Here is a 26,242-nt window from a genome sequence, read left to right as displayed (position 1 = left end):
GGTACGACCACCGGGAGTTCCCCCGCCATGAGCGACACCACCACGCCCTCCACGGAGCCGCAGCCGCAGCCGGACCCGAACGACCCGCTCGCGCTCGCCGAGCTGTTCACGGGCGGGGGCGAGCCGTGGCTGCCGGTGCTGAAGCCCGTCATCGAGGCGCGCGTGGACGCCGACCGGTTCATCGGCGCGGGCCGCAGCCCGCAGGTCGTCCCGGTCCGCGAGCTCACCTTCCAGGCGCTCAAGCCGCATCCGGCGCACAAGTGGAAGGTCGTCGTCTTCGGCCAGAACCCCTACCCGCGGCCGGAGAGCGCCACCGGCATCGCCATGTTCGACAACACGTTCAACGACTGGAAGGACAGCCAGTTCGGACGGGTCGTCAGCATCCGCTGCCTGATCAAGGCGGCGGCGATGTGGAAGTACGGCATCGTCAAGAAGACCCCGATCGCCGACATCCGCGCCCTGCTCAAGGAGCGCGACACCGTCCAGCCGCCCGAGTGGTTCCAGGCCATGCTCACCCAGGGCGTCCTGCTGCTGAACGCCTCGCTGACCGCCAGCGCCGACGGCGCCATGGCCACCGACCAGCACACCGCGTTCTGGCGGCCCGTCGCCGAGCGGATCGTCGAGGAGATCCTGCGCGCCAAGCAGGAGGCCGAGGACCCGGAGGACCGGGGCGTCGTCTTCGCCTGGTGGGGCGCCCACGCCCGCAGCCTCAAGAAGACCGTGCAGCGCCTGGAGAAGAAGTACCCGGGCGTCGAGGTCCGCCACATCGACCACGCCAACCCGGCGGCCCAGGGCGACCTCTTCTGCGACGGCGACCACCTCGCCACCGTGAACGACGCCCTGATGTCCCTCGGCGCCGACGCGATCGACTGGCTGCCGAGCAAGGGCTGGAACCAGCCCCCGGCCGGCCAGGCCACGGGCGCGGACGGCGCCGCGGGCGCCGGAGGACCGGACACCGACGTCGCCGCCCGCATGGGCGCCTTCATCGCCTCGACGATGGAGCTCCACCAGCTGTACCTGGAGCGGCTCACCAGCGTCCGCGACGAGGGCCACGTCCTCCCGCCGCTCACCGGCGTGTTCGACACCCCGCTCATGCCCTTCGAGGACGCCGTCGCCCCGGTCACCCGGGTCCTGCGCGGCCTCGGGGGACACATCGACCGCTCCCGCGAGTTCGGCAAGCGGCGCGCCGACGAACAGGGCGGGGCCGGGCTCTCCGCCGACGCCATCGCCGCGCTCTTCCTCTACACCTGCGAGTCCGGCTTCTACCGGAACATCAACGCCGTCCTCCGCTCGCCGGACCGCGCCCGCGTCGTGCCCTACCTGCCCTACCTGCGGCTGCTGTTCTCGGCGGTGGAGTCGCTCCCGACCCGCACCGAGCCCCTGTGGCGCGGCGTCGCCCTGGACCTCCGCGGCCAGTACCCCCTGGGATCGACGGTCACCTGGTGGGGCGTCTCCTCCTGCACCTCCGAGCTGGGCGTGGCCCGCTCCTTCCTCGGCAGCCGCGGCAAGCGGACCCTGTTCGAGGTGACCCCCGCCCGCGCCGTGGGCATCCGCCGCTTCTCCGCCTTCACCGGCGAGGAGGAGTACATCCTCGCCCCGGGCACCCAACTGGAGGTCACCGACGTGAAGGCCGAGCGCGGCGGCCTGTGCACCGTGAAGCTGAGGGAGGTGGACACCCGCCTCGTCTCCTGACGCCGACTACCGCCCGCCGCCCGCCGCCGGGTCGTGGAGGGTGATCGCGCCGGAGGGGCAGACGCCGGCGGCCATGTGGGCGGCGGCGCGGTGGGCGGGGGCGGGTTCGGGGGACAGGAGGAGGACGAGCCCGTCGTCGGGGTCCTGGTCGAAGACGTCGGGGGCGGTCATGGCGCACATGCCCGCGCCGATGCAGCGCTCCCGGTCGACGCTCAGGCGCGGCGCCGCGGTCACTTCGCGTCCCAGGTGACCGGGAGGCTCTTCACCCCGAAGATGTCCGCCGTCTCCGGCCGCAGGACGACCTCCTCGGCCGGGACGGCCAGGCGCAGCGTCGGGAAGCGGTCGATCAGCGCGCGGAAGGCGACCCGCATCTCGACACGGGCCAGCTGCTGGCCGAGACACTGGTGGATGCCGTGGCTGAAGGCCAGATGGCCGTCGTACGGGCGCCGCAGGTCCAGGACGTCCGGGTCGGGGAAGCGGTCGGCGTCGCGGTTCGCGGTGTTGAACGACAGGACGACGGTCGTACCGGCCTCGATGGTCTGCCCGCCCACCTCGACGTCCTCCAGCGCGGTCCTCATGAACGTCTTGCCGACGCTCAGGTACCGCAGCAGCTCCTCGACCGCCCCGTCGGTGAGAGCGGGATCGTCGCGCAGAGCGGCGAGCTGCTCGGGGTGCTGGAGCAGTGCGAAGGTGCCGAGCGCCAGCATGTTCGCGGTGGTGTCGAAGCCGGCCGCCAGCAGGATCAGGCTGATCCCCCGGAGCTCCTCGTCGGTCAGGTCGCTGTCGGTGAGTTCGCTCAGCACGTCGTCGGTCGGGTTCGCGCGCTTGGCGGCCACCAGCGTCGCGAGGTACTCCTGGGTCGCCGTGTAGGCCGCGATGAGCTCCTCGTCGCTCACGTCCCCGCCCATGAACGTGTCGATCTGCTCCTGGAAGGAGGCGCGGTCCTCGTACGGCACGCCGAGGATCTCGCAGATCACGATGGTGGGGATGGGCTTGGCGAACGCCGTCACGAGGTCCGCCGAGGGGCCCGCCTCCTCCATGGCGTCCAGGCACTCGGCGGTGATCTGCTCGATCCGCTCGCTGAGCATCCGCATCCGCCGGACGGTGAACTTGCCCACGAGCGGCTTGCGGTAGCGGCTGTGCTGAGGGTCGTCCATGAGCAGGAACTCGCCGGGCGGCGCGGGCGGGAGCTCGAAGTCCACCACGTTCATCAGCTCCTTGCGGGAGCTGAACCGGGGGTCGGCCAGGACCGATCGCACCAGGTCGTAGCCGGTGATCATCCAGCCGGGTATCCCGCCGGGATGCGTGAAGCGGCTGAGGGGCCCGTGCTCACGGGCTTCGAGCAGCTCGGCCGGCGGGTCGAAGGGACAGCCGGGCCGACGCTCGGTCGGAAGCGCCGCGACGGTGTGGAGGGATTCACTCATGACCATTCCTCATCTCGCGATATGACGTGTTCGACACTTCCGAAAGCTACGTTGCGTTCAGTATCTCGTCAATCGCGTAATGGTGAAGTCCGAGGTCACAGAAGGAAATTGGTGCAATGGCTCGCTTTCGAACGCAACGAGCCGTTGCAATGAGTGAACGCGAAGGCAATGCCCGCCGACGGGCCGGGCTTCAGTCCGGCAGCGGCGCCGTGGGTACGAGCCGCTCCGTCAGGTACGCGATGATCTCGTCGCGCGCCCGCACGGTGGGGTGACCGGCGGCATCCACGAGATGGGCGGTGACGACGCTGTGCGGGCAGCCGACGACCTCGCGGAAGAAGGGCGGCGGCTCGGGGTTCGCCGCCTCGTCCGGAAGGACCCGGCCGTCGAACGCGTCGCCGAGCAGCGAGCGGTACGCCGCGAACCGGCGCCCCGTGCACCAGCGGTCGTTCTCGAAGCGGTACGCGAGCACCTTCAGCCCGTCGCGCCGGACCCGCTCGGCCACGGCGGCGGCGTCCTCGTCGCTCAGCTCCAGCCCGCCGGGATCGTCGAGCGGGAGGGACGGATGGTTGACCACCGGCGCGACGACCGAGGGTTCGAGCGTCATGGAGAGCGCGAAATTGCCCGTGAAGCAGAGCCCGACGGCTCCGACGCCCGGCCCGCCCCGCTCGGCGTGCGCCACCCGCGCGAGCCCCCGCAGCCACGTCACCACAGGGCTGGTCCCGCCGCCCGCGAACGCCCGGAACTCGGCACTGACGCAGGCGCGCCGCATGACGGTCTCGGCCGCCTCGGCGAGCGGATAGGCCCCGTCGACGCCGAACAGGGACGGTACGTACACCGACAGCCCCGCGTCCCGGATCCACCGCGCGAACCGGACCACATCAGGACTGATGCCTGGCATCTCCGGCATGAGGACGACCGCGGGCCCCGCCCCGGAGACGTACACACGCTTGCCGACACCCTCCACCTCCACGACCCTGCACTCGAAATCGTCCAGCGGGTCGTCGTACGGCCCTTGCTTCTGCCCCTGCGTGTTTGTCATGGCATGCAGCATGGCGAGACTCTGTCCCTGGGGTGAAGCGGCGATATCGCCGCTTCACCGGGAGATACCGCCACCCCGCCTGTTGTCCGTTGCCCGCTGCCCACCGTCGACCGGAGAAGCCCCATGAGCCCGCTGCGAGTGAGCGTCCTCGCCTACCCCGGCTGCTTCGCGTCCGAGGTCTACGGGGTGCCCGACCTCCTGACCATGGCCGCGCACGTCACGGCGGCCGAGGGGCGGACGGGACGCACGGGACGGACAAGTCCCTCGTACGAGACCTCGGTGGTGTCCCCGCGGCGGCGCGTGCTCGTGTCCGGCGGAGCCCGTATCGACGTCTCGGCGGTCCGGCCGTCGGACGTCCTCATCGTGCCCGGCTTCGAGCTGTCGCCCGCGCTCGACCTGGACGCGGCGCTCGCGGCGCTCGCGCCCGAGGTCGCCGCGATCCGGGCGCAGGCGGCGTCGGGCAGCGCCGTGGTGTCGATCTGCGTCGGCGCCTTCCTCCTGGCGGAGGCGGGACTGCTCCGCGACCGCGACGCGACGACCTCGTGGCTGTACGCGGACCGCCTCGCCCGCCGCCACACGGACGTCCGGGTCCGCGCGGAGAGCCTGGTGGTGACCGACCGCGGCGTGACGACCACGGCGGCGTTCAGCGCCATGTACGACTTCGCCCTGCGCCTCGTCCGCGACCACGACGGCCCCCGCACCGCCCGGGCCACCGCCCGCGTCGCCCTCCTGGACGACATCCGCTCCACCCAGACCCCGTACGTCGACACGGACCTCCTCCCGACGTCCGGGCGCGCCTTCTCGGCGACCGTGATGCGCCAGCTCGACCAGCACCTCGCCGACCGTTACGACCTGCCGGCCCTCTCTCGCGCGTTCGGCGTCAGCACCAGGACCATGCTGCGCCGCTTCGGCGCCGAGACGGGCCAGACCCCGCTCACGTACCTGCACAGCGCTCGCGTACGCAGAGCCCGGCACCTCCTGGAGACGACGGACCGGACGATCGCCGCCATCGCCGCGGACGTCGGCTACCGCGACCCGGGAACGTTCACCGGCGTCTTCGCCCGCCACACGGGCCGCCGGCCCAGCGTGTACCGGGCGACCGCTCAACCGGTGGTGGAAGGGGCCGAGGCGGCTTCCTCCGTCGCGGCCAGGGAGGCGAGGAGCCGCAGGCCCTCCTCGGAGGGGGAGCCGGGTTCGGCCGTGTAGACGGTGAGGGTGAGGCCGGGTTCGGCGGCCATCTCCAGGCCCTCGAAGGCGAGGGTGAGGTCGCCGACCGACGGGTGGTGGAAGCGCTTGGTGCCGGTGCCGTGGTGGCGGACGTCGTGGGCGCCCCAGCGGGTGCGGAACTCGTCACTGCGCGTGGACAGCTCACCGACCAGGTCGTGCAGGCCCTTGTCGTGGGGATTGCGGCCCGCCTCGGTGCGCAGGATGGCCACGGCGACGTCGGCGAAGAGCTCCCAGTCCGGGTAGAAGCGCCGGGAGGCCGGGTCGAGGAAGTTGAAGCGGGCCAGATTCGCCTGGTTGCCGGGCGTGGCGTAGACGTCGGCGTAGAACGCGCGGGCCAGCCGGTTGGCGGCGAGGACGTCCATGCGCCCGTTGCGGACGAACGCCGGGCCCGCCGTGATCGCGTCCAGCGTCCACTGGAGGCTGCGGTGCGGCCTCCACTGCTCCTTGGTACGCCGGCGGCGGGGCCGGGTGAGGGCGTCGGAGCCGTCGGCGGCATGAGCGAGATTCGCGAGGTGGGCGCGTTCGGCGTCGTCGAGCCGGAGCGCACGCGCGAGCGCCTCCAGGACGGCCGGGGAGACGCCGGCGAGACTGCCGCGCTCGAGCTTGGCGTAGTACTCGACGCTCATGTCGGCCAGAGCCGCGACCTCGCTGCGCCGCAGCCCCGGCACGCGGCGCCGGGGACCGGCGGGCAGCCCGGCCTGCTCGGGAGTGATCTTCGCGCGCCGCGAGGTCAGGAACTCGCGGACCTCTTCACGGTTGTCCACCCCTCGACCGTACGTCCCGCCCGCCGCCGGAGGGATGTACTGCCGGTACACCCTTCGAGCGTGCCTCGTCGCGCGAGCGGAGAAACGGTTGTCTGGAAGGCGTGGCGCTTCGGCGCATCCAGCCGGCAGACGCCAGAGCACGTACACGCACACGTACACGTACACGCACTTGTTTACGTTCACGTAAAGGAGCCCCACTCATGCGCGGAGCAGTGATCCACGCCCCCGGCGACGTCCGCTTCGAGACCCTGGACGACCCGAAGATCCTCCACTCCACCGACGCGATCATCCGGACGGCCGTCACCTGCGTGTGCGGCTCCGACCTGTGGCCGTACCGCGGCGCGGAGCCGATCGGCGACCCCCACCCGATGGGCCACGAGTACGTCGGCTTCGTGGAGGAGGTCGGGTCCGCGGTCACGTCGATTCGGGCGGGCCAGTTCGTCGTCGGCTCGTTCGCCACGTCGGACAACACCTGTGCGCATTGCAGGAACGGTTTCCCCTCGAACTGTCTGCACCGTGCGTTCATGTCCACCTGCCAGGCCGAGTACATCCGCATCCCGAACGCCGAGGGCACCCTGGTCGCCACCGAGGAGGTGCCGGGGGAGGAGTTCTGGCCCGGTCTGCTGGCCGTGTCCGACGTGATGGGCACGGGATGGTGGGCCGCCGAGGCGGCAGAGGTCAAGCCCGGCTCGACCGCCGTGGTGGTGGGAGACGGCGCGGTCGGCCTGTGCGGCGTGATCGCGGCGAAGGAGAGGGGCGCGGAGCGCATCATCGCCATGTCCCGCCACGAACCGAGGCAGAAACTCGCGCTCGACTTCGGCGCCACCGACATCGTCACCGAACGCGGCGAGGAGGGCGTGGCCCGGATCAAGGAGCTGACCGGCGGGATCGGCGCCGACAGCGTGCTGGAATGCGTCGGTACGGGCGAGGCCATGCGGCAGGCCCTGCACGCGGCGCGGCCCGGCGGCAGCGTCGGCTTCGTCGGCGTCCCCCACGAGGTCGCCATCGACGACCAGGAACTGTTCTTCTCCCACGTCGGCCTGCGCGGCGGCCCCGCCCCCGTACGCCGCTACCTGCCCGACCTGATCGACCGCGTCCTGAGCGGCAGCATCGACCCCGGCAAGGTCTTCGACCTCACCCTCCCCCTGGAACAGGTCGCCGAGGGCTACCAGGCGATGGACGAACGCCGCGCCATCAAGACCCTCCTCACGCCCTGAGCACCTCCGCGTCGACAGCGTCTACGTGCTCCGCCGCGTGGACGGCGGCTGCGGGAAGCGGGAGACGTAGCGGCGTTGCCAGGGTGTCTCGACGGCGCGGGGAGCGTAGTGCGCCCGGACGTACGCCACGGCCTCGCGGTGGGGCACGCCGTCGAGCACGGCGAGGCATGCCAGCGCGGTGCCGGTTCGTCCCTGCCCACCGGCGCAGGCGATCTCGACGCGTTCGGTCGCGGCGCGTGCCCATGCCTCGCGCAACGCCTCGGCGGTCGCGGCGCGGTCGGCCGGCAGCCAGAAGTCGGGCCACCGCAGCCAGCGGCTCTCCCAGGCGACGGGCGGTGGCCGGTGGCCCAGCAGGTAGAGCGCGAAGGTAGGCGCCGGCCCCTGCGGAAGCGGCCGACTCAACCCCCGACCCCGGACGAGCCGGCCCGAGGGCAGCCGCAGCACACCCGCCGTCGTGGGTTCCCATGCGCCTGTCACGGTGCGAGCGTAACCCCGGTCCGGTCCGGTCGACGGCTGGGCGGTATCGGTGGTTCGCGGCGGCTGAGGAACGGCGGCGTTCTCCGGCGGGCGAGCGGCGGGCCGCGGGAAGCGCCGGGGGTCCCGTGCGGCCTGCGCGGGAGCAGGCCAGGGGGTCCGGCAGACCCACGGGCCGACGGCGCCGGACGGTGTCCTAGCCTGTCCCTGACAATCAGGGGGGTGTCGCCATGCGGCGGACGAACAGCCGGACGGCGTCGGCGCGGGCCGCCGTCGTCCTGATGGTGGTGCTGACCGCGGTCCTGTCGGGCTGCGGCGAGCAGGAACCCGATCCAGAGCGGGTCGCGGCCTGGCGCGAGGACTACTGCTCGGATCTGGCGGCCTGGCAGCGGGTCACCCACGACCCGCCGGAGAAGGGCTACGGTAACGAACCCGTCCTCACCGCAGCGGCGGTGATCGCCGCGGCGAAGGTCATCGACCGCGAACACCTCGACCACGACGGCACCACATCCTGAACGACACCGCCCAGGCGGTCTCCCACAACGACCGGGTGGCGGAGGGCCGCGTGTCGGCGTACTGCTCCGCGGTGGGCTTCGAGACGCTGATGAAGTACTAGAGCGCGCGCCGGATCGGCTCGGCGGCGGAACCGGCCGAGCCGTTCACGTTCGCGGCCGGGACGGACGGTGTGCCGCGACCGGCGCCGCGACGAAGCGACCACGTGGCTGTGCTCTGGACGCGGTAGAGCTCGGGGCGGACCATCCCGACGAAACGCGTCAGGGCGTGGGCCGAAGCTTCAGGGACCACTTCCCTTCGGCCTCTCCCAGCCTCACCAGGATCGGGCCCTCCGGCAGCGGCACGCGGTACTCCTGGTCCTCGTACGGCTCGCTGATGAGCAGGTCGGCGTCCCAGACGCCGCGGGCTCGGGGCTTGTAGCGCCCCACTTGGAGGTAGGGGAGGTCGGCCTCTGGGTGCAGCCGGACGGACAGCTCGCCGGCGGGCCCCGTGTGGAGCAGCACGTTCCGTCCCCGGCCCTTCGCCTCGAGGCCGAGTTCCTCGACCACGCTCACCGGGCGGAACGTGAGCTTCCATGTGCTGTCCCGCGCGCGGACCCGCATACGCAGCGGTTTGCTGGGGTCGTGCCGCATCAGGTCCCGGCCCTGGAAGTCCTTCAGTTGCGTGTGGGCGACCAGGTCCAGGCCGGGCTTGGTCTCGTCGAGGACCTGCACCATGAAGGAGCCCTCGCCCGAGCGCTCCGTGTCGACCACGAAGAAGGTGGTCGGCAGCGGCTCTTCGACGGTGAACTCGGCCGAGCCGCTGCCCTCCAGGGTGAACTCCGGAAAGTCCTCACCGAACAGCGCGGCAGCGGGGGAGGGCTTCCTGAGCGCGCTGACGGAGGGCTGCACCTTGGTCAGGCGGGGCGGTTCAGGTGCCGGGTCCGGAATCTGCGCCGGGGCGGGCGGCTCGGGTGCCGGGTCCGAAGTCTGTGCCGGGGCGGCCGGCGTCTGGACCGGCCGCTCGGACCCCGGGGCAGGGGCCTCGGACGCCGGGACCTTGGCCACGCCCTTGATGCGTACGGGGCCGGGACCGGGGACCCCAGCCGGAACCCCGCCCGCGATGCCGTAGTCCTCCGCGAGACCCGCGAGCCCGGAGTCGTACCCCTGCCCCACCGCGCGGAAGCGCCACGCGCCGTCGCGCCGGTAGAACTCGCCGAGGACGAACGCCTTCTCGCTCGTCGCGCCCTCGACCTCGTACAGCGCCAACCGCTCCCCCGTACCGGCGCCGATCGTCTGGACGTGCAGTCCGGGCACCTGCCCGAACGTCCCCTCGTCGCTGGAGGCGACGATCACGATCCGCTGGACGCCGGGCTCGACCCGCGCGGTGTCGATCTCCAGCCAGTCGGCGACGCGTCGCCGCCCCTCGCTCCGTACCTGTCCGAAGAGTTGTACTGCCCCGGAGGCGTGGGCGCGCCGGTCCCGGAAGACGAGGTCGCCGCCGTCCCTGACGCGGCCCGCCGCGTCCAGGAGCAGCGCGGCGGCGTCGACCTCCGGCACTCCGCCGCCGGAAGCCCCACGGACGACCGCGATCTTCCACACCTGCCCGGGGGCCGGCAGGTTTCCCCCCTTGATGATCTGATTCACCGCGTCATGCTGGCACGCGCCCCGGGGGGAAGTCGATGGGGCTTCCGTGGCTTCCGTGGAAAGCACCGTTGCACTGTCGCTGCACTGGCTAGTCCGCTCCGTAGAGCGTGGCCAGGGCCGTGGCGCGGGCGCGCAGGGAGGTGCGCAGCGACTCGGGGGTCAGGGCCTCCGCCTCCGTGCCCAGTTGCCACAGGGCCCATTCGGCGTGCCGGGCGTCTTGGAAGATCAGCTCCAGGCGCAGTCGGCCGTCCGCGTCGGGTTCCTCCGCGCGGACGGCGAGCGCGGTGTCCAGGAGTTCCTCGCGCCGTACGGGGTTCACCCGGACCTGGACGGTGATGTGGTCGCTGCCGGAGAGGAACTGCGCGGAGCGCTCCCGCCAGATCCGGTCCAGATCCACCTGGTTCGGGCGTTGGGCCGCTTCGGGGAGTTCCTCGGCGGCCAGGACGCGTGACAGGCGGTACGTGCGGTCCTCGCCGGCGCGCGTGGCCAGCAGGTAGCCCTTGTCCCGTACGGTGACCAGCCCGATCGGGTCGACCGTCCGCCACCGCGCCGCCTGGCCGTGCGCCGCGTAGTGGATGCGCAGCTTGTGTCCGGCGAGCACCGCGCGCCGGACCTCGAGCATCGTCGCGCCGGGCGGCTCGTCGGTGACCGCGCGGCGGGCGAGCAGGTCCGTCTCCGGTTCGACGAGGAAGCGCCGCGCCGCGTCGCTCGCGGTGGCCTGGTGGCTCTCGGGCAGCGCGTCGACCACCTTCCGCATCGCCGACGCGAGCGCCGAGCCGAGGCCGAACGCCTGCTCGCCACGGCCCGAACCCGCCGTCAGCAGGGCGAGGGCCTCGTCGTGGTTCAGCCCCGTCAGCTCCGTGCGGAACCCGGGCAGCAGCGCGAAGCCGCCGTTCCGGCCGCGTTCGGCGTAGACCGGGACGCCGGCCGAGGACAGCGCCTCGATGTCGCGGAGCACCGTACGGGTGGAGACCTCCAGCTCACGGGCGAGCGCGCTGGCGGTCAGCCGGCCGTGGCGGCGGAGCAGGAGGACGAGGGAGACCAGCCGGTCGGCACGCATCCGACAACTGTATCGAGATACATGACAAGAGATGTCGTGTTTCGTTGGCAGGCTCGTTCATACGGCGTGCGGAGGACCGACGGACCCCTACGTACGCACGTCTCCCCTCGATCGAATGGAGCTGTCATGACGATGGAACGCACTCCCGTGAACCCGGTCACGTGGTCGGAGGCGCTGGGCTTCCACCAGGGCGAGGTCGTCTCCGGGCACACCCGGACCCTGTACATCTCGGGGCAGACCGCGATGAGCGAGGAGGGCAAGCCGCTGCACGACGGCGACATGGCGGCGCAGCTCGCGCTGAGCATCGAGAACGTGGAGGCCGTACTCCGCGAGGCCGGCATGTCCCTCGCGAACCTCGTCCGGCTCAACGTCTACACGACCGACGTCGATGCGCTCTTCCCGCACTACGGCCTGCTGGCGGCGCGGCTGGGCGCCGCCGGGGTGGCCCCGACCACCACCATGCTCGGCGTGACCCGCCTGGCGATTCCGGGTCAGCTGGTCGAGCTGGAGGGCACCGCCGTCGCCTGAGACCCGTCCCTCTTCCCGTCCAGCCCTCTGTCCTCGGCGATCAACTCGCCGAGGACAGAGGGCTGTTGTCGTCTCGCGGTGGGGTCGGAGTCCTTGACGGCGGGGAGAGCGCTCGGTCATGCTCTTCGCCAGGCGCCGCTCAGAATGTTCAACAATCCTCAGATGATGATTCTGACTGATAGCGCCTGCTATCCCCACACTCCACGCTCCCCGTACTTCCCGGTCACCCTCCCTCGCGGAAGGACTGCACGTGACGAAGACGAACTGGAACAGCGAGGCGTACCCCGCACGACTGGAAGAGCGACTGGACGACGACGTCGTCCGCTGCCGCCTCAGCCCCAGGAACTGCCGCATCCGGCCCGGTCAGCACGGCTTCTGCCGGGTGCGGGCGAACCGGGACGGGCGGCTCGTGACCCTGAACTACGGGCGGTCGGTGCACGCCACCGAGGAGACCATCGAGACCGAGGCCGTGTTCCACTACGCGCCCGGCGCCCGGATTCTGTCCATGGGCAACGTGGGCTGCATGCTCAACTGCGACTACTGCCACAACTGGAAGACCTCGCAGGCGCGTTATGTCGAGGACAAGGACGTCCACCGCTACACGCCCGAGGAGGTCGTCGGCATCGCCCTCCGCCATGGGATCAAGGTGATCTCCTGGACCTACAACGACCCGGTCGTGTGGCACGAGTTCGTCGTCGAGACCGCCGCGCTCGCGAAGGCCGCCGGCATCGTCAACCTCTACAAGTCCGCCTTCTTCATCACCGGCGAGGCGATCGACGAACTCCTCCCCGTCATCGACATCTTCTCGGTGTCGATCAAGTCGCTCGACCCGAAGTACTACCGGCGGATCACCAAGGGCTGGCTGGAGCCCGTCCTGGAAGGCACCGAGCGCGTCTTCCGGGCCGGAAAGCACGTCGAGGTCTCCACGCTGATGGTCACCGACCTCAGCGACGACGAGAAGACCGCCCGGGACATGGCCACCTTCGTCGGCGAGCGACTCAGTCCCGACGTGCCGACGCACTTCGTGCGCTTCCACCCCGACTACAAGATGACGCACACCATCCGCACCCCCGTCGACCGCCTGGAGCGGGCCCGGAGCACCGCCCTCGGCATGGGGCTCCGCCACGTCTACCTCGGCAACGTCTACGACACCGAGTCGACGCACACCCGGTGCGCCCGCTGCGGGCGGCTCCAGGTCACCCGCTACGGCCTGAACGCCGACCTCGTCGGGCTCGACGCCGGGGCCCGCTGCGCCGGCTGCGGCGCCGACGCGGGCTTCACCCTCCTCCCGGACGCCCGGCGCCGCGACCGGATCCAGGACCTCCCGCCCGGCCGGGACCTCGACGTCGCCGGCTTCGACTGGCACGGAGACGTACGAGCCCTCCACATCCAGCTCCGCAACACCTCGGCCACCCCCGTCCGGGCCTACACCCGCCGCTACGGCGACCCCGCCGCGGGGGACCCCGGATCGCGGGACGGGCGTGGCTGGGAGGTCATCGAGCTCGCGCCGCAGGAGAGCTTCCGGTACATCGCCGCCAAGAGTACGCCTGGGGAGACCGGAGTGCAGGTGGCCGTACCGAGGCAGTGCGAGTCCACCCTCCACCAGGTCTTCGACCGCGCCCACTTCCCCACCGTCGAGGCGACGGACGGCACGCTCAACGGCGACATCTCGCCGCTGCCCCTCTTCCGCCCGGGGACACGGCCGTGACCGGGAACGAAGCCCGTGAGAGCAACCACCCGGAATCGGCCATGCGCCACGGTACGGACTACCGCGTCCTGCCCTTCGACGACGACACCGCCGCCGTCCTCATCACCGGCAACCACCGGCTCCTGCTCGCCCCGGCCGCCACCGCCCGGCGCCTGGAGGCCGGTGTGGACCACCTCCTGCCGGACGAGCGGCGGGCATGGACCCGCCTGCGGGCCGGCGCGGGCGTCGGCGACGACACCCACAGGTCCCTCCTCGCGGGGAGCGCGCTGTCCGACGGCGCGGACTTCGCGGTCAACGTCAACCTGACCAACGCCTGCAACCTCGCCTGCGCCTACTGCTTCGCGGAGGGCGGCGACTACGGCAGGATCACCGGGGCGATGGGGGAGCACTCCATCGCGTGGATCTTCGACTTCATCGAGACCCACGCGGCCCCGGGGCAGCGCGTCCGCTTCGAGTTCTTCGGCGGCGAACCCCTGGCGAACGCCGAGATCATCCGCAAGGTCTGCGAACGCGCCAGGGGGGTCGCCGAGCGCGACGGTACGCGGTTCCTGCACCGGGTCTCGACCAACCTGACGCTCCTGCCGCCGGGCATCACCGAGCTCTTCCGCGACCACCGCTTCATCGTGTCCGTCTCGCTCGACGGCGGCCGCGAGGTGCAGGACGCCAACCGGCCCTCCAAGAACGGCAAGGGGTCGTACGACAGGATCGTCCGCAACCTCCGGCGGCTGCGGGCGGAGTGCGGCGACGCCGTGACCCTCGTCGCGCGGATGACGATCGCCACCGCCGAGCCCCGCCTCAAGGACAGCGTCCTCGACCTGTGGCAGCTCGACCTCTTCGACTACTTCCAGATCTACCCGGGCGTCTACCCGGTCAGGACGGGTACGACGGTCCCGATCGCGCTCACCCTCGGGGACCGCACGCTTTCCGAGCCGCAGGGCGGGATCCGGTACATCAACCACTTCCTCCAGCCGGGCATCGTCGAGCAGTTCAAGGAGTTCCTCGTCCACTACCCGAAGCTCTTCGCGCCCGGCAACCGCTTCAAGGGCGTGCTGGAGTACGAGAGGACGGTGCAGATGATCACCGAAGGCGCGGCGGCCCTCGCCTTCTGCTCCGGCGGCCGCACCTACTACACCCACTCCCCGGACGGCAGCGTCAGCCCCTGCCACCGGCTCGTCGGCGACGAGAGCTTCGACGTGGGCACCGGAGAGCGGGGCATCACCCGGGAGCACCCCGAGTGGCGGCGGACCGTCGACCAGCACCCGGTGTGCGGCGGCTGCTGGGCGCGCTACCTGTGCGGCGGCGGCTGTCGGCAGGAGAACCACGTCGCGACCGGGGACCTCAACACGCTCAACGACGAGTCGTGCCAGTACCAGTTGATGCTCGCGGAGGAGGTCATCCGCATGCTGGCCCGCTCCACGACCGCGTACCGGAACCGCTCCCGTACCCGCTACGACGACCTCTTCGTCTCCTGCGGCCGCCCCGTCCTCCCCAGCGGAAGACCCACCGCCGACACCCTCACCGACACCCTCACCGACACTCTGACCGCCACCACCACCGACTACGCCCCCTTCCAACTCCTCTGCTGATCGCCGGAAGGTGACGCAGAGTGGCCGGAAATGTGTGCGGTCGTCACCCGATGGAGCGAAGGAAGGGGCGAGGTGTAGACCCGGAGCACATGCCTACGTAGCGTGCCTGATCAGTGAACGCCACCGATCATCGAAGCGGTGGCGCGTGGTCAAGGGGGAGTGCGTGGAAGGTAGTTGGATGGCGTCGGGGCTCTGCCGGGCGGCGGACGCGGAGGACCTGTTCGTCGAGGGGGCGGCCCAGAACCAGGCCAAGGGGCTGTGCGTCGGCTGTCCCGTGCGCTCCGAATGCCTCGCGTACGCCCTGGACCGGCGGATCGAGCACGGCGTCTGGGGCGGAATGACGGAGCGAGAGCGCCGCGCCCTCCTGAAGCGCCGCCCCACCGTACGAGACTGGGCCGGCCTCCTCCAGGCCGCCCGCCGCGAACACACCACAGGCACCCCGACGGCCGACCGCCGCACCGCCTGAGCGCACGGAGTGGCCCCCTGCGCCTACGACCCTCGTGAAGGAGCGTTCCGGCGAGCGGCTGGTGGGGCGAGCTGGGTGCATGAGGTGATGAGGCCACGGAGGGTTTGTTCCGTGGGGTGTTGTCCCAGGGCGGTGCACGCTGCCTTCAGGAGGACGGGAGAGGTTCGGACGCCTCGGCCTGCCGCGTGCCACGCGATGCCGAGTGCGCGGGCCGCGGCGGACATGCGGGCCGCGGTCGCGGGGTCGGCCTGGGCGAGGTGGGCGCCCAGGGTCACGGGCAGGGCGAAGACCGTGCCCGTGGTCAGGGCGATGGCCTCGGCCGCGCGGGCCGCCGGGGGCGGGCCGGAGGTGTCGGGGCGGGCGAGCAGCGTGCCCACGCAGACGTCCGCGCTCGCGCGGCTCATCAGCCGTACCGCCCACGCCCCGACGCCCGCGGCCAGCTCCAGGGCACGGAACAGCAGGTAGTCGCCCGCCGAGACGGCGAACAGATTGGCGGAGCGCGGCCCTTCGCCGCCCGGCAGCGAGTCCAGGACGTCCTCGTGCGCGGCGAGCGCGAGGCAGGCCAGCTCGGAGGCGACGGCCAGCCGGACCGCCTCCCGCCGCCGCCGGTGCGTGGCCGCGAGGGCTCCGGCACACACGAGCAGGGACGCGATCCGGACCTGCTCGGCCGCAGGGTCGCGCAGCTCCGTCACCGCACCCGCGAGCATGGGCAGTTCGGCCCGCGTCTCCTCCCGTACGGCCCGCTGCACCGACCGCACCTCGTTCAGCAGCTCGTGCTCCGCCAGCCACCGGCTCAGCTCGGCCGGTTCCGCCGTTCGCTCTGGCGCGGGCTCCTCGCAGTCGTACGTGCGCACCGCGCGTCGGGCCCCGCGATAGAGAGGCCGGTCGACCGTCGCGATGCCGTTCACCACACCCCACACGAACTCGTGGTGCTCCACCAGCGACCATGCGGCGTCGATACGGCGCCCGAACCGCCGCCGCAGCTCAGCGCCGTATGTGGGTACCTCGCGCCTGCCGACGGCGAGGGAACGGTCGATCAGCTCGGCGGCCAGCGCGCCCGACCCCAGCGCCGTGTCGATCCCCTCGCCCGACAGTGGATCGACGAGGCGCGCCGCGTCCCCCACCAGGACCAGGGCGCCGGACGCGCACCGGGCGGGGTCGAAGTCGCAGGGCAGCGGCGCCCCGCGAAGAGGACCCGGCCGGGGCGGACCCGCCGAATCCAGGGACCCGAGGAAGCTCCGGAACACCGTGCGGAGGTTCACCGACGAGTCCTGTGGGCGGATGCGCAGACAGCCCACGCCCACGTTGGCGACATCGTCGGAGACCGGGAAGACCCAGCCGTAGCCGGGCAGGGTACGGCCCGAGTCGGGGTCGACCAGCGGCACGAAGACGCGGAACTCGTCGGCCAGGTCGCCCAGGCCGCTGACGTAGGCCCGTACGGCGAAGCCCGACCGGTCGGCGGGCCGCGCCAGGCCGGCCTCGCGGGCCAGGGCCGAGTTCGCCCCGTCGGCGGCGATGACGAAACGGCTGGTCACGTCCCGGATCGTCGCGCCGTCGACGTACCGGACACCGACGGTGCGCCCCGCGGGCCCCTCGTCCCGCAGCAGGCCGGTGACCCGGCACGAGGGGGCGACGGTCACCCCCCTCGCGCGGGCCTCGGCGGCGAGCAGCGCGTCGAGGGTGGCGCGTGGCACCACCCTTCCCCGCCCGTCCAAGGACGCCCGGGTGAACTCGGGGCCGGACGCGAAGGAGAGTCGGGTGCCCCGGACGGCCTGGTACGGCGTGAGCGTCGGCTCGACCCCGAGGGCGCCCAGCTGGGCGAGCGAGGCACGCGTGAGGCCGTCGCCGCACGCCTTGTCCCGGGGCGACGCGGACCGGTCGAGCAGCAGGACAGAACGACCGCGGCGGGCCAGCGTCATCGCCGCGGAACACCCGGCGGGCCCGCCGCCCACGACGACGACGTCCACATCCACGTCCGCGTCCACGGTCACACCCACACCTGCGTCCGCGTTCACGTCAGACGACATCACCCACCTCCTCCACCATCGCGTGCAACTGCCGCCGCGCCCACGTGTCCGGCACCGCGTCGAGCTCCGTGTGCGCGCGGTCGAGCAGGCCGCGCAGGGCGACGACCGACCGGTCGACGGCCCCGGTGGCGACAGCCAGCTCGCGGACCTCGGCGGCCCCGGACGCGTCCATGCCCGGCACGCCGAGCAGCGTCCGCAGCCGCGCCCCGGCGGGGCCGTCCGTCGCCAGGGCGAGGATCACCGGCAGGGTGTAGATGCCGGCCCGGACATCGGCGGAGGCGGGCTTGCCGAGCCGCACCGTCGTGCTCGTGAGGTCCGCCAGGTCGTCCGCGAGCTGGAACGCCGTGCCCCAGGTCCGGCCGAAGCGTTCAAGCGCGCTCACGGTCGCGGTCGGGGCGTGCGCCGCGAGGGCACCGGCCAGGCCCGCGAGGCCGAACAGCGCGCCGGTCTTGCGGCCGATCACGTCCAGGTACTCCTCCTCGGTGCGGTCGACGCGGTACGTGGCGACCAGCTCGCGCGTCTGCCCGCGCCACAGCTCGGCCGTGCACGCCGCCGCGGCCCCCGCGGCCCGCTCTCCCGCCGCCGCGATCAGCTCGGTGCCCCGCGACAGCAGGAAGGTGCCCGCGAAGACGGCCGTGCGGTTGCCCCACAGGGCGGCGACCGTGGGGTGCCCGCGCCGCAGGGCAGACTCGTCGACGACGTCGTCGTGGTGCAGGGTGCCCAGGTGCATCAGCTCGACTCCGGCGGCGACCCCGACCGGCCGAGGCGCGTCGGCCGCCCCGCCGCCCCCGGCGGCCGAGGCGAGGAGCGCCATCCGGGGCCGTACGCCCTTGCCCCCGTGCGACGGCAGGTACCGCAGCACGGCGTCCACGCCGGGCATGCCCGCGCCCGAGGAGGCGAGGACGAGGCGGTTCACCTCGTCGAGCGTCCGGGTCAGGCCGTCGGCCGCCGTGGCGGTCGACGTCGTCGCGGTCACTCGACGACCCCGACGAGCGTGTAGCCGCCGAGAGTGAGGTCCTCCCAGCGCTGCCCGAGGGCGACAGCGGCGAACCGGCCCGGCTTCGGATCCACCGCGTCGACCACGACCTCGACGCCGCGCTGCTCGCCCGGCTTCATCTGCGCGGTCGCGACGACCTCCCCGGACGGCTGCTCCTCGACCCTGCCGACGTGCTCGACCACGGTCGCGGCGTACCCCCGGGCCTCTTCGGTGGAGACCGTCCCCACCACCTCGCCGACGGCGACCTTCACCGCGGGCGGCCGGCCCACGGCGCGCACCGGGCCCTCCTTCGGCGCGTGCGGGTCGCCGGCGAGCGCCGCGAGCCCCGTCAGCACCACGGCCTCGCCGTGCTCGGCGAGGAACCCGGGGTCGATCTCGAACATCCCGGCCCTGAGGGTGACGAACATGCGCGTCGAGAACGGCAGCGGGTTGGTCAGCTTCACGGTGAGCGCCATGGAGCCGCCCGGGGCGGGCAGGACGGTCAGGTTGCGCTGGCCGACGTGGCGGTCGAGCCGCGGTCCGAAGGGGACCTGGATCGGGTCGAAGGGGCCGTAGACCGTGCCAGGAGCGGCCGCCATCGTGGGATTGCCGGTGTTCACGACGAGACACTCGTGGCCGCCGTTGACGAACTGCGGGACCCACGGGGTGCGGCAGCGCACGTCGACCGAGGCGCCGTGCCGGATCTCGACCCACTCGGTGCCGATGGGCACGCACGTGCCGGGACCGACGCCGAGCGAGGGGTCCGCCCAGAAGAAGTCGACCTGGGTGGGGGCGGCGGTGGCCTTGCCGAAGTTGAACACCCGCGCGTGCACGAAGTTGTCCTCTCCCGCGCGGGCGGTCAGCCCGATGCCGCCGCTGTTCTCGACCACGATGTACGGCGAGGCCCAGAACGCCTCCCCGGCCGGGACGGGCCGGACCCGGCCCAGGTCCGGGGTCTGGCCGGCCACCACAGGGGCGACCGGCTTGTACGGCACGACGAGGAACGGCGTCCAGGTGCGCCGCTGCTCCGCGAGCCGCGCCCAGATCCGGCGCAGCTTCTCGTGTTGACCGTTCTTCAGGTCCTGTACGCCCTCCAGCCCGATCCCGGGATCGAGCGGGGGCGACCGCCGGTCGATGCTCATGATTGCCTCCTCGCCGCCCGCCCCTCACGGGGACGGCTGGATCGAGACCGCGTCGGGGTCGTAACCGCCGGGGAACTCCCAGGTCAGGTGGGCGAGGCCACGGTCGGCGTCCAGGTTCCAGCCGGGGCGGGCCTCGCCGATCCGTGACAGCAGGTCCACCGCGTTGGCGACGGCGTTGCCGAACTGTACGGGTTGGCCGTGGGCGTCGAGACGGACGGGGAAGGCACCGGACGTGCCCACGTCACCGTTGGATAGCGGGTTGTTCACGTCGTCGTCGACGAAGAACGACGGGTAGACCGCGGACAGGTACGCGACGCTCCTCGGCTTCTCGAAGCCGGGGTTGGACGCCGTCGGCCGCTGGTTGAAGGTGAGCAGGCCTCCGTCCCACGGCTTGGAGGGGAACTCCTGGTCGAAGCCACGCGACTTGACCAGGTTGCGGCCGGATTCGAACGGCAGACCCGACAACGTCGCCGACACGATCTCGTCCTCGGCCAGCGTCTCCGGGTAGGGGTACACGAACCCCGCGAGCGACAGCAGCTCGTTCATGCCCTTGAGCCCGTTGTAGAGGTACGTCCGGTACCAGAACAGCTGGCAGCGCAGCTTCTGCCACTCGACGACGTTCGAGCAGTCGAGCAGCGCCGCCGCGAGGACGATCGCAACGGCGCCTCCCACGAGCGCGCCGCCCAGGAGCAGCAGTCCGCCGAGGATCGCGAGGATGATGCCGCACACCGCCGCGGCGGTGTCCTCCAGGTCGCTGTCGAAGGTCGGCGGCAGGCTCGGCCCGCCGCCGGGTGCGGGCACGAACGGGTCGAGCACGCCCGGCGCCGTACCGCAGTCGCCCGGCGGCTCCACCGGAGCGCCGAAGTTGCAGCCGATCACCTCGCCGCTGGTCTGCACCCAGAGCATCAGCCAGGTCATCTGGTATGCGCCGTTGAGCTGGTCGGCGGCGAGCCCGGCGGGGTGCGGTCCGGGATGGGCGGCGGTCAGGGCCTTGAACCAGGACTGGGCGAAGTCGTCGGGAAGCACGCCGGCGGGCAGATCGCGGTTCCTCTTGACGTCGACGAGCAGCGCGGCGGGATCCATCGGCTGGAACTCGATGCGCTTCTGGAGGTTCGCCGAGCACAGCGACGGCCACTGGGGGTAGGGCGGTGTGGGCGAGTCGACGGCTGCGGGCAGCGGATTCTGCGAGTAGTGGCCGTGGACCCAGGCGTCGATGAAGTTGTTGGTGAACCGGCGCCGCCACCACTGGGTCCGGTGGGGGCCGCCGACGCAGGAGTTGACGAACGGGCTGCCGCACACGTTCGCCGCGTAGCCGATCAGATACCCGTAGGCGTACGCCCGCAGGCGGTCGTCGCCCGTCGCCGCCGCCTCGTCGAGCAGCGCGTCGACGAACGCGCCCGTGCGGCGCCAGTGCAGGAAGTCGCGCGCGTGCCAGTCCTGGGCGGGCGGCACGGGGTCGGCCGGCGCCGCCGTGTCGACCACGGGCTTCAGCCGCTCGGTGATCGTCGAGGCGATCTCGCCGATGACGGGACTCGTGGCCGGGTCGAGCGCGCCGATGATCGTCACGAAGTCGTTGGCGGTCGTCTCGATGTCGCTGAGGCTGATGCCCGGCACGTTGCCGTCCCTGATGTCCTCCAGCCGGTCGCAGTCCTCCGCGTCGGCCACCGTCGTCAACTCGTCGAGGATCCGCCGCATGCGGACGAGCACGGCGTGCAGTCCCACGCCGCTGCCCGGGAACCGGGACTCGTCGCCGCCCAGCAGGGCGAAGACCTGCTTCCAGACGTACGCGTACGGGTTCGGGTCGGCGGTGATGTTTGATCCCTCGACGCGTCCGTTCGGCATGAAGTCCGCGAGGGCGGGACCGATCACGCCGAGGTTCGCGTACGCGGGCTGGGCCCGCATCGCGTCCGCGACGGCCATCAGCTCCGTGTCGCCCGACGCGCTGAGCCGTGTGAGCGTGCGGTCCAGCACGATGAAGTGCGTGGCGATACCGGGCATGGTTCCTCCGGTGTCTGTCAGGCGAGCCCGGGCAGCAGGGCCATGGGCTCGGTGGGGTCGCGCAGCCACAGCAGCGCGTGTGCGATTCCGGCGCTCCCGAGCATCAGCCCGGGGCTCTCGGAGGGGGTGCCCAGCGGCCACCGGCCACCGCCGTGCACGGCCAGGGCGCGGGCGACCGCGTCCCGCGCCGTCCGCTCGCTCTCCCGGTCCCCGACGGCCCGGCCGGCGAAGGCCAGCACCACCGCGTTGCCGAGCAGGCCGTGGCAGAGCGAATGGTCCGCCGCCGGATGCGTCTCACGGACGGACGCGCGGGTCGTCGCGAGCGCCGTGACCGTCTCGTCTCGGTACACCGGGTCGCCGGTGAGCCGCCAGGCCCGCACCCGCGACACGGCGATGCCGGGCGCGCCGTGGCACCAGTAGGTGGAGTAGGCCAGCGCGCCGCCGTCCGTACGCCGGGTGGCCCTGGTCTCGCGCAAGTCGGGCCAGTTCCCCGCGACCGGGTCGAACCAGCCGCGTTCATGCCGGAAGCCGGCCTCGGCGGTGGCCAGGAACCGGGCGTCGCCCGTGGCCGCGGCGAGTTCGAGCAGAGCGAGCGCGATGCCCGCGGTGCCGTGTGAGAGCCCGGTGAGGTGGTACTCGCCCTTGCGGTTGATGGTGCTCCAGGCCAGTCCCTCGCCCGTGGGTGCCGCGTGCGCGACGAGGAGGTTTCCGAGCCGGACCGCGTCGTCGATCAGGGAGCGGTCCCCGGTGAGCGCGGCCAGTTCGAGCGCGGCCAGTACTGCCCCGGCGGCACCGCTGATCAGGTCGTGCTCGGAGCACGGCTGCGCCAGGGCCTCGTGGGCGGCCGTCCGCGCCGCCGCGAGCAGGTCCCGGTCACCGAGCCGGTGGGCGACACGCGCCTGCGCGAGCGCCTGCCCGGTCCAGCCGTCGAAGAGACCGAGCCGGCGCTCCGGGGCGATGTCCTCGCGCAGGCGGGCCGCCTGGCGCAGCGCGGCGCGCGCGGTGTCGGCGCACCGGGGCCCGTCCAGCTGGGCGAGGACGAGCGCGACCCCGGCGAGGCCGTCGTACAGGGGCGGGCCGAGGGTCGCGAGCACCCGATCGGTGCCGTCCGGCACGAGCGAACCGAGCCACGTACAGGCGTCGCCGTCCCGGAACGCGTCCGCCACGATCCGCTCGCCGAGCCGCAGTGCCTCGTCGCGCAGGGCGTCGGACGACGCGGCCACCGAAGGCGGGGGAGACGGCGGCGGCGCCGTGGACGTCGGACCGAAGACCCGGTAGGCGTCGACCGAACCCGGGCGGAGATACGGCGTGTCGAGGGAGACCCCGTGGGTGTCGAGGTACGCGCCGACGCACTCCAGCCGGTCGGCTCGGCGCCCTCGCGCGGACGCCTCGACGAGGCCCTCGGCGAGCAGCCGGCAGCGGTGCATGCCGAACGAACGGCCGTGGTCGGTGTCCTCGGCGAGGCCGACACCGGCGCCGAGCTCCTTGGTGAACACCGGGACCCGCGTGCCCCGCGCGCGGCGCGTGTCCGCGAGCAGCCGGTGCGCCCGGTCCAGGTGCGGGTGCGCCGCCTCGACCGTGTCGGCCGCGAGGTAGAGGACCGCCGCATCGCAGCGGTCGAACGCGGTCGGGTCGTCGAGGACCTTGAACTGGTAGGCGATGCCCGCGCCGTTGAGGCTCGTGGTCAGCGCGCCCATGAGGTCGAGCGCGCCGCGCGCCGTGCAGTTCCAGTACACCCGCACGACGGCCGCGCCCGGGGCGACCGGCTCGTCGGACAGGGCCAGGTAGTGGCCGGGGGAGCGGTGGAGCAGCTCTTTGGGCATCCGCAGCGCGGACGTGACCGCACCCTGCGGTCGCAGCAGCCGCTCGTCCAGGACGCTGATCCGTACGCGCTCCCGCTCCAGACGCACCTCCGGCGGTGGGCCCGTACCCGCGCCCGGCGGGCTCTGGTGGACCTGCCAGCCGCCCTCCCAGCTGCCGGCGCCCGCGTTGCGCCGGCGCAACGCTTCCACGAGCGGGGCGGATCCGCCGCCCACGGTGGGGGGTTCCCAGTGCATCGGCGAGGCATGGCCCTTGACGTAGAAGTAGGCGTAGAGGTGTTCGGCGAGGGCCTGGGCGAGGTAGTCGCGCCGCACTTGCGCGTCGAGCGAACGGGTCAGCCGCGCGGGCAGCCGGGGCGGCCGTTTCCCGAACCAGGCGAACCCGTGGTCGCCGACGATGGCGGTCGCGGCGACCGCGGCGGCGACGTGGTCCCGTGCGGTCATGGTGCGATCCCGAACAGCGCGCGGCCCCCGGCGTCCGGGTCCGCGAGCAGGTTGTGGGCGAGTTGCAGCTTGAGCACCACCTGGCCGGGCAGGTCCGCGAGGAACTGGGTGCTCTCGTACGCCGTCTGTACGAGGCGCGCGGCGGCGAACAGGACGGCCCGGGACCACAGCGCCTCGACGGTGGAGGCGGCGGCGGTGGCGGCGTACGCCGTCCAGAAGTGGTGGACGGACGGCTGCCAGCGCGCGAGCGGGAACGGCCCGTGCTCGAGGAAGCGTTCGGGCGGTGTCGCGGCGCTCACCGGCGCGTGGTCGAGCCACAGGGACAGGTACTCCGAGAGCACGGTGGCGACGTCCCACGCGGGATCGCCCCACATCGCCATCTCCCAGTCGGCCAGGCGCAGCCCCTTGCCGGTGCGCGCGGGCAGCGCCGGACGCACGATGCCGTTGTCGAGACGCAGGTCCGCGTGCACGACGCAGCCGGGCCGCCACTCCCCACGCAGCCGCCCGAGGCGCTCGGCGAAGTCGCCGGTGCCGTGGACGGCGGTGAAGAGCTGGAGGGTGGCCGAGCTGGCGCCGTAGTAGACGGTGACGTCCGGGCAGTCGAAGGAGAACACCAGCGGCAGGCCGGAGACCACCGGGACGAGCGCGCGCACGCCGTCGTCCCGGAGCGCGTGCACCGCCGCGAGCCGGTGGCCCAGCGCCGCCGCCACACCGGGTGGAAACCGGCGCGTGCGGCGGTGATAAGCGGCCAGGCTCTCCGCGTCGGGGTCGATGCCCAGTACGAGGACGGAGCGGTCCGGCAGGAACCGTACGACGGGTGGCAGCGCCGCCGTCAGCGCCGTGGATCCGCAGCGGGCGAGCGCCTCGTAGGTCTGCGCCTCGTTGGCGAGGGTACGCACCTTGTCGGCGTCGCCCGCCTGCTTGACCAGGTACGACGGGCCCGTGGTGGTGACGATCCGGTAGTTGCGGTTGCGGCGCGACACGTCGGTCACGACGACTCCGCCGACGACGTCGGCGACCGTCAGCAGGTCGAGTTCGCGGAGCAGGCCGACCGCGCCGGTCGCGTCGAGCGTGCCCTGACGCACCTGGTCGCGCCGCGCCCGTACGGCATCCGCGGGCGGCGCGGCGGCGATGGCCACGTCAGCACCCGCAGGACAGGCCCACGGAGTCGCCACCCGGCAGCGACGAGCACGAGGTGGTGCAGTGCGCGCAGCCGGAGCAGGGGCAGCCCTCGGCGGCCAGAGCCCTGACGCCGGTCAGTCCCGACAGCCCGCGGAGGAATCCGGTGCGGACCTCGCCCTGGAGGAATTCCACGGGGAGGGTGCGCGAGGTGGTCTCGGTGATGCGCGCGTCGCGCTTCACCCACACCATCGTGTGACCGGGCCTCGTCTCCTCCGCGTGCAGCACATCCGTCGCCTCGCACTCCACGAAGTGCGTGAGCTCCGAGTTGAGGTAGACCCGCCACCGGCCCTCGTCGGCGCTGCGCCCGAGCGCGAATCCCGTGAGGGTCTTCACGTCGGCGTTCGCCGCGGCACGATCGACACGTTCGCTGAACTCGCGGGGTCCGAAGTCTTCCGCTCCTGAGCTGGACACGATTGCCTCCTCGAGGGAATCGTCCTAGGGAAAATCGACGTAACTGCCCCCGCCTCCCTCGGTGCAGCGCCGAAAGCGGTCACCGGTGAGCATCAGGCCGCGGAAAAGACCGTATTTGGTCACTGCGCGTTGCGCGTAGTCCGTGCAGGTGGGGAGATAGACACAGGTTCTTCCGTCCTGCTTCAGACGGTCGCGGAGGAAAGACTCCTGGTACACCTTGACAAACCAGACGATCACCACTCTACCGGCCCGGTGGGGGCGCGCAACCGCACGAACGGGGGGCTCGGCGCGAGCGTTCGGCCTGGGTGCGAGCCGTATGAGCAGGCGGACGCCGGCGTACGCGACGACGCTCGCCGGCGCGGTCTTCCAATTCCCTTTCCTGTCCACGGCGCCATTCCTTCCGTGGGGGTTCCCCCGGTCAATTATGGCGCTCCGATGCGCAGGAGCATCGTGTCCGAGCCGCCGTTGCGGCCGACTCGGGTGAATCCGAGTGAGGAGTAGAGGCGTGCGGCGGGGTTGCCGTCCTCGACGCTGAGGCTGAGGCGGGTGACCGGGGTCGGTTGCTCGGCGGCGGCTTGGATGAGGGCCGTCATGAGGGCGCGGCCGTGGCCCTGGCCGCGGTGGCGGGGGAGTACGCCGAGGGTCAGTTCGGGGACGTCCGGGGCTACGAAGCCGTAGCCGGGTTCGGCCTCGGGGAGGTGGCGCGCCCAGACCGCTCCTATCGGGTCGCCGGTTTCCGTCTCGGCGACGATGCCGAAGTCGCCTTCGCGGGGCCAGCCGGTGAGGTAGCGGGCGGCGTGCGGGTCGGTGGTGAGGTCCTCGGGGCGGAAGCGGTGTTCGCCGTTCCAGTTGTACGCCTCCAGCAGGACGCGCAGGAGGAGGTCGGTGTCGTGGGCGGCGGCGGGGCGCAGGGGCATGA

24 protein-coding genes are annotated in these 26,242 nt (G+C 72.4%); 8 read left to right on the top strand and 16 right to left on the bottom strand.

Features of this window, described 5'->3' with window-relative positions; all coding sequences use genetic code 11:
* Positions 1-27 precede the first annotated feature (27 nt).
* Positions 28-1,692 (top strand): ADP-ribosyltransferase domain-containing protein, encoded by a 1,665-nt coding sequence (locus tag ACFXMG_RS12580; protein ID WP_383816936.1) that lies wholly within the window; start codon positions 28-30, stop codon positions 1,690-1,692.
* 6 nt (positions 1,693-1,698) lie between these two features.
* On the opposite strand, the gene ACFXMG_RS12575 is transcribed toward ACFXMG_RS12580, so the two are convergent.
* From ACFXMG_RS12575 to ACFXMG_RS12565, 3 genes are all read right to left on the bottom strand, one after another.
* Positions 1,699-1,926 carry a ferredoxin gene (locus ACFXMG_RS12575; protein WP_383816934.1) on the bottom strand — a complete coding sequence of 76 codons (228 nt, stop codon included), beginning with the start codon at positions 1,924-1,926 and terminating at the stop codon, positions 1,699-1,701.
* The gene (locus tag ACFXMG_RS12570; RefSeq protein WP_383816931.1) at positions 1,923-3,116 is read right to left on the bottom strand and encodes a cytochrome P450; all 1,194 of its coding nucleotides are present in this window, start codon (positions 3,114-3,116) and stop codon (positions 1,923-1,925) included. Before ACFXMG_RS12570 ends, ACFXMG_RS12575 begins: the two co-directional genes overlap by 4 nt.
* Positions 3,117-3,306: 190 nt before the next feature.
* Positions 3,307-4,155: a dienelactone hydrolase family protein gene (locus ACFXMG_RS12565; RefSeq protein WP_383816929.1), complete on the bottom strand. Its 849-nt coding sequence runs from the start codon at positions 4,153-4,155 to the stop codon at positions 3,307-3,309.
* Positions 4,156-4,278: 123 nt separating this feature from the next.
* Here ACFXMG_RS12565 and ACFXMG_RS12560 point away from each other — a divergent pair, with 123 nt between their 5' ends.
* The gene (locus ACFXMG_RS12560) at positions 4,279-5,361 is read left to right on the top strand and encodes a GlxA family transcriptional regulator (protein ID WP_383816926.1); all 1,083 of its coding nucleotides are present in this window, start codon (positions 4,279-4,281) and stop codon (positions 5,359-5,361) included.
* Here ACFXMG_RS12560 and ACFXMG_RS12555 read toward each other — a convergent pair.
* Positions 5,259-6,146 carry a helix-turn-helix transcriptional regulator gene (locus ACFXMG_RS12555; protein WP_383816924.1) on the bottom strand — a complete coding sequence of 296 codons (888 nt, stop codon included), beginning with the start codon at positions 6,144-6,146 and terminating at the stop codon, positions 5,259-5,261. The two genes, ACFXMG_RS12560 and ACFXMG_RS12555, sit on opposite strands and share 103 nt — an antisense overlap.
* 200 nt (positions 6,147-6,346) lie before the next feature.
* Between ACFXMG_RS12555 and ACFXMG_RS12550 the strand changes: the two genes are divergently transcribed.
* Entirely contained in the window at positions 6,347-7,363 is a 1,017-nt protein-coding gene (locus ACFXMG_RS12550) for a zinc-dependent alcohol dehydrogenase family protein (protein WP_383816921.1), read from the top strand.
* A gap of 21 nt (positions 7,364-7,384) precedes the next feature.
* Here ACFXMG_RS12550 and ACFXMG_RS12545 read toward each other — a convergent pair whose 3' ends face one another.
* The gene (locus ACFXMG_RS12545; protein WP_383816918.1) at positions 7,385-7,840 is read right to left on the bottom strand and encodes a protein phosphatase; all 456 of its coding nucleotides are present in this window, start codon (positions 7,838-7,840) and stop codon (positions 7,385-7,387) included.
* 227 nt (positions 7,841-8,067) lie between these two features.
* Here ACFXMG_RS12545 and ACFXMG_RS12540 point away from each other — a divergent pair, with 227 nt between their 5' ends.
* On the top strand, positions 8,068-8,352 hold the full coding sequence (locus tag ACFXMG_RS12540; RefSeq protein WP_383816916.1) for a hypothetical protein: 285 nt from the start codon (positions 8,068-8,070) through the stop codon (positions 8,350-8,352).
* A gap of 258 nt (positions 8,353-8,610) precedes the next feature.
* On the opposite strand, the gene ACFXMG_RS12535 is transcribed toward ACFXMG_RS12540, so the two are convergent.
* Positions 8,611-9,975 carry a TerD family protein gene (locus ACFXMG_RS12535; RefSeq protein ID WP_383816913.1) on the bottom strand — a complete coding sequence of 455 codons (1,365 nt, stop codon included), beginning with the start codon at positions 9,973-9,975 and terminating at the stop codon, positions 8,611-8,613.
* 88 nt (positions 9,976-10,063) lie between these two features.
* Positions 10,064-11,035: a helix-turn-helix transcriptional regulator gene (locus ACFXMG_RS12530; protein ID WP_383816911.1), complete on the bottom strand. Its 972-nt coding sequence runs from the start codon at positions 11,033-11,035 to the stop codon at positions 10,064-10,066.
* Between the two features lie 132 nt (positions 11,036-11,167).
* Here ACFXMG_RS12530 and ACFXMG_RS12525 point away from each other — a divergent pair, with 132 nt between their 5' ends.
* From ACFXMG_RS12525 to ACFXMG_RS12510, 4 genes are all read left to right on the top strand, one after another.
* Positions 11,168-11,563 carry a RidA family protein gene (locus ACFXMG_RS12525; RefSeq protein ID WP_383817055.1) on the top strand — a complete coding sequence of 132 codons (396 nt, stop codon included), beginning with the start codon at positions 11,168-11,170 and terminating at the stop codon, positions 11,561-11,563.
* A 250-nt stretch (positions 11,564-11,813) separates the two neighbouring features.
* A complete protein-coding gene (gene amrS / locus ACFXMG_RS12520) occupies positions 11,814-13,271 on the top strand; it encodes an AmmeMemoRadiSam system radical SAM enzyme (protein ID WP_383816908.1) in 1,458 nt (485 codons plus the stop codon).
* Positions 13,268-14,857 carry a radical SAM protein gene (locus ACFXMG_RS12515; protein WP_383816905.1) on the top strand — a complete coding sequence of 530 codons (1,590 nt, stop codon included), beginning with the start codon at positions 13,268-13,270 and terminating at the stop codon, positions 14,855-14,857. Before amrS ends, ACFXMG_RS12515 begins: the two co-directional genes overlap by 4 nt.
* A 178-nt stretch (positions 14,858-15,035) precedes the next feature.
* On the top strand, positions 15,036-15,323 hold the full coding sequence (locus tag ACFXMG_RS12510) for a WhiB family transcriptional regulator (RefSeq protein WP_383817052.1): 288 nt from the start codon (positions 15,036-15,038) through the stop codon (positions 15,321-15,323).
* 23 nt (positions 15,324-15,346) lie between these two features.
* Here the strand turns inward: ACFXMG_RS12510 and ACFXMG_RS12505 are convergent, their stop codons facing one another.
* From ACFXMG_RS12505 to ACFXMG_RS12465, 9 genes are all read right to left on the bottom strand, one after another.
* Positions 15,347-17,350, bottom strand: coding sequence for a geranylgeranyl reductase family protein (locus ACFXMG_RS12505; protein ID WP_383816903.1), 2,004 nt, complete (start codon positions 17,348-17,350; stop codon positions 15,347-15,349).
* Complete coding sequence (locus ACFXMG_RS12500; protein ID WP_383816900.1) at positions 17,340-18,326, bottom strand: polyprenyl synthetase family protein; 987 nt, start codon at positions 18,324-18,326, stop codon at positions 17,340-17,342. The genes ACFXMG_RS12505 and ACFXMG_RS12500 overlap by 11 nt, the downstream gene beginning before the upstream one ends.
* Positions 18,323-19,468, bottom strand: coding sequence for a hypothetical protein (locus tag ACFXMG_RS12495; protein ID WP_383816897.1), 1,146 nt, complete (start codon positions 19,466-19,468; stop codon positions 18,323-18,325). Before ACFXMG_RS12495 ends, ACFXMG_RS12500 begins: the two co-directional genes overlap by 4 nt.
* Before the next feature lie 24 nt (positions 19,469-19,492).
* Entirely contained in the window at positions 19,493-21,466 is a 1,974-nt protein-coding gene (locus tag ACFXMG_RS12490) for a hypothetical protein (protein ID WP_383816894.1), read from the bottom strand.
* Positions 21,467-21,483: 17 nt separating this feature from the next.
* Positions 21,484-23,730 (bottom strand): lanthionine synthetase LanC family protein, encoded by a 2,247-nt coding sequence (locus ACFXMG_RS12485; RefSeq protein WP_383816892.1) that lies wholly within the window; start codon positions 23,728-23,730, stop codon positions 21,484-21,486.
* A complete protein-coding gene (locus ACFXMG_RS12480; RefSeq protein WP_383816889.1) occupies positions 23,727-24,869 on the bottom strand; it encodes a phosphotransferase in 1,143 nt (380 codons plus the stop codon). The genes ACFXMG_RS12485 and ACFXMG_RS12480 overlap by 4 nt, the downstream gene beginning before the upstream one ends.
* Position 24,870: 1 nt before the next feature.
* Positions 24,871-25,323 (bottom strand): hypothetical protein, encoded by a 453-nt coding sequence (locus ACFXMG_RS12475; protein WP_383816887.1) that lies wholly within the window; start codon positions 25,321-25,323, stop codon positions 24,871-24,873.
* A 24-nt stretch (positions 25,324-25,347) separates the two neighbouring features.
* Positions 25,348-25,560, bottom strand: a complete 213-nt coding sequence (gene yidD / locus ACFXMG_RS12470) for a membrane protein insertion efficiency factor YidD (RefSeq protein WP_383817050.1) — start codon at positions 25,558-25,560, stop codon at positions 25,348-25,350.
* A 185-nt stretch (positions 25,561-25,745) separates the two neighbouring features.
* Positions 25,746-26,240 carry a GNAT family N-acetyltransferase gene (locus ACFXMG_RS12465; protein ID WP_383816885.1) on the bottom strand — a complete coding sequence of 165 codons (495 nt, stop codon included), beginning with the start codon at positions 26,238-26,240 and terminating at the stop codon, positions 25,746-25,748.
* Between the last annotated feature and the right edge of the window lie 2 nt (positions 26,241-26,242).

The sequence above is a fragment of the Streptomyces sp. NPDC059201 genome, assembly GCF_042754585.1.
GTDB lineage: Bacteria > Actinomycetota > Actinomycetes > Streptomycetales > Streptomycetaceae > Streptomyces.
The sequence above is the reverse complement of the archived record's forward strand: the minus strand, read 5'-3'. Positions and strand labels throughout refer to the sequence as shown.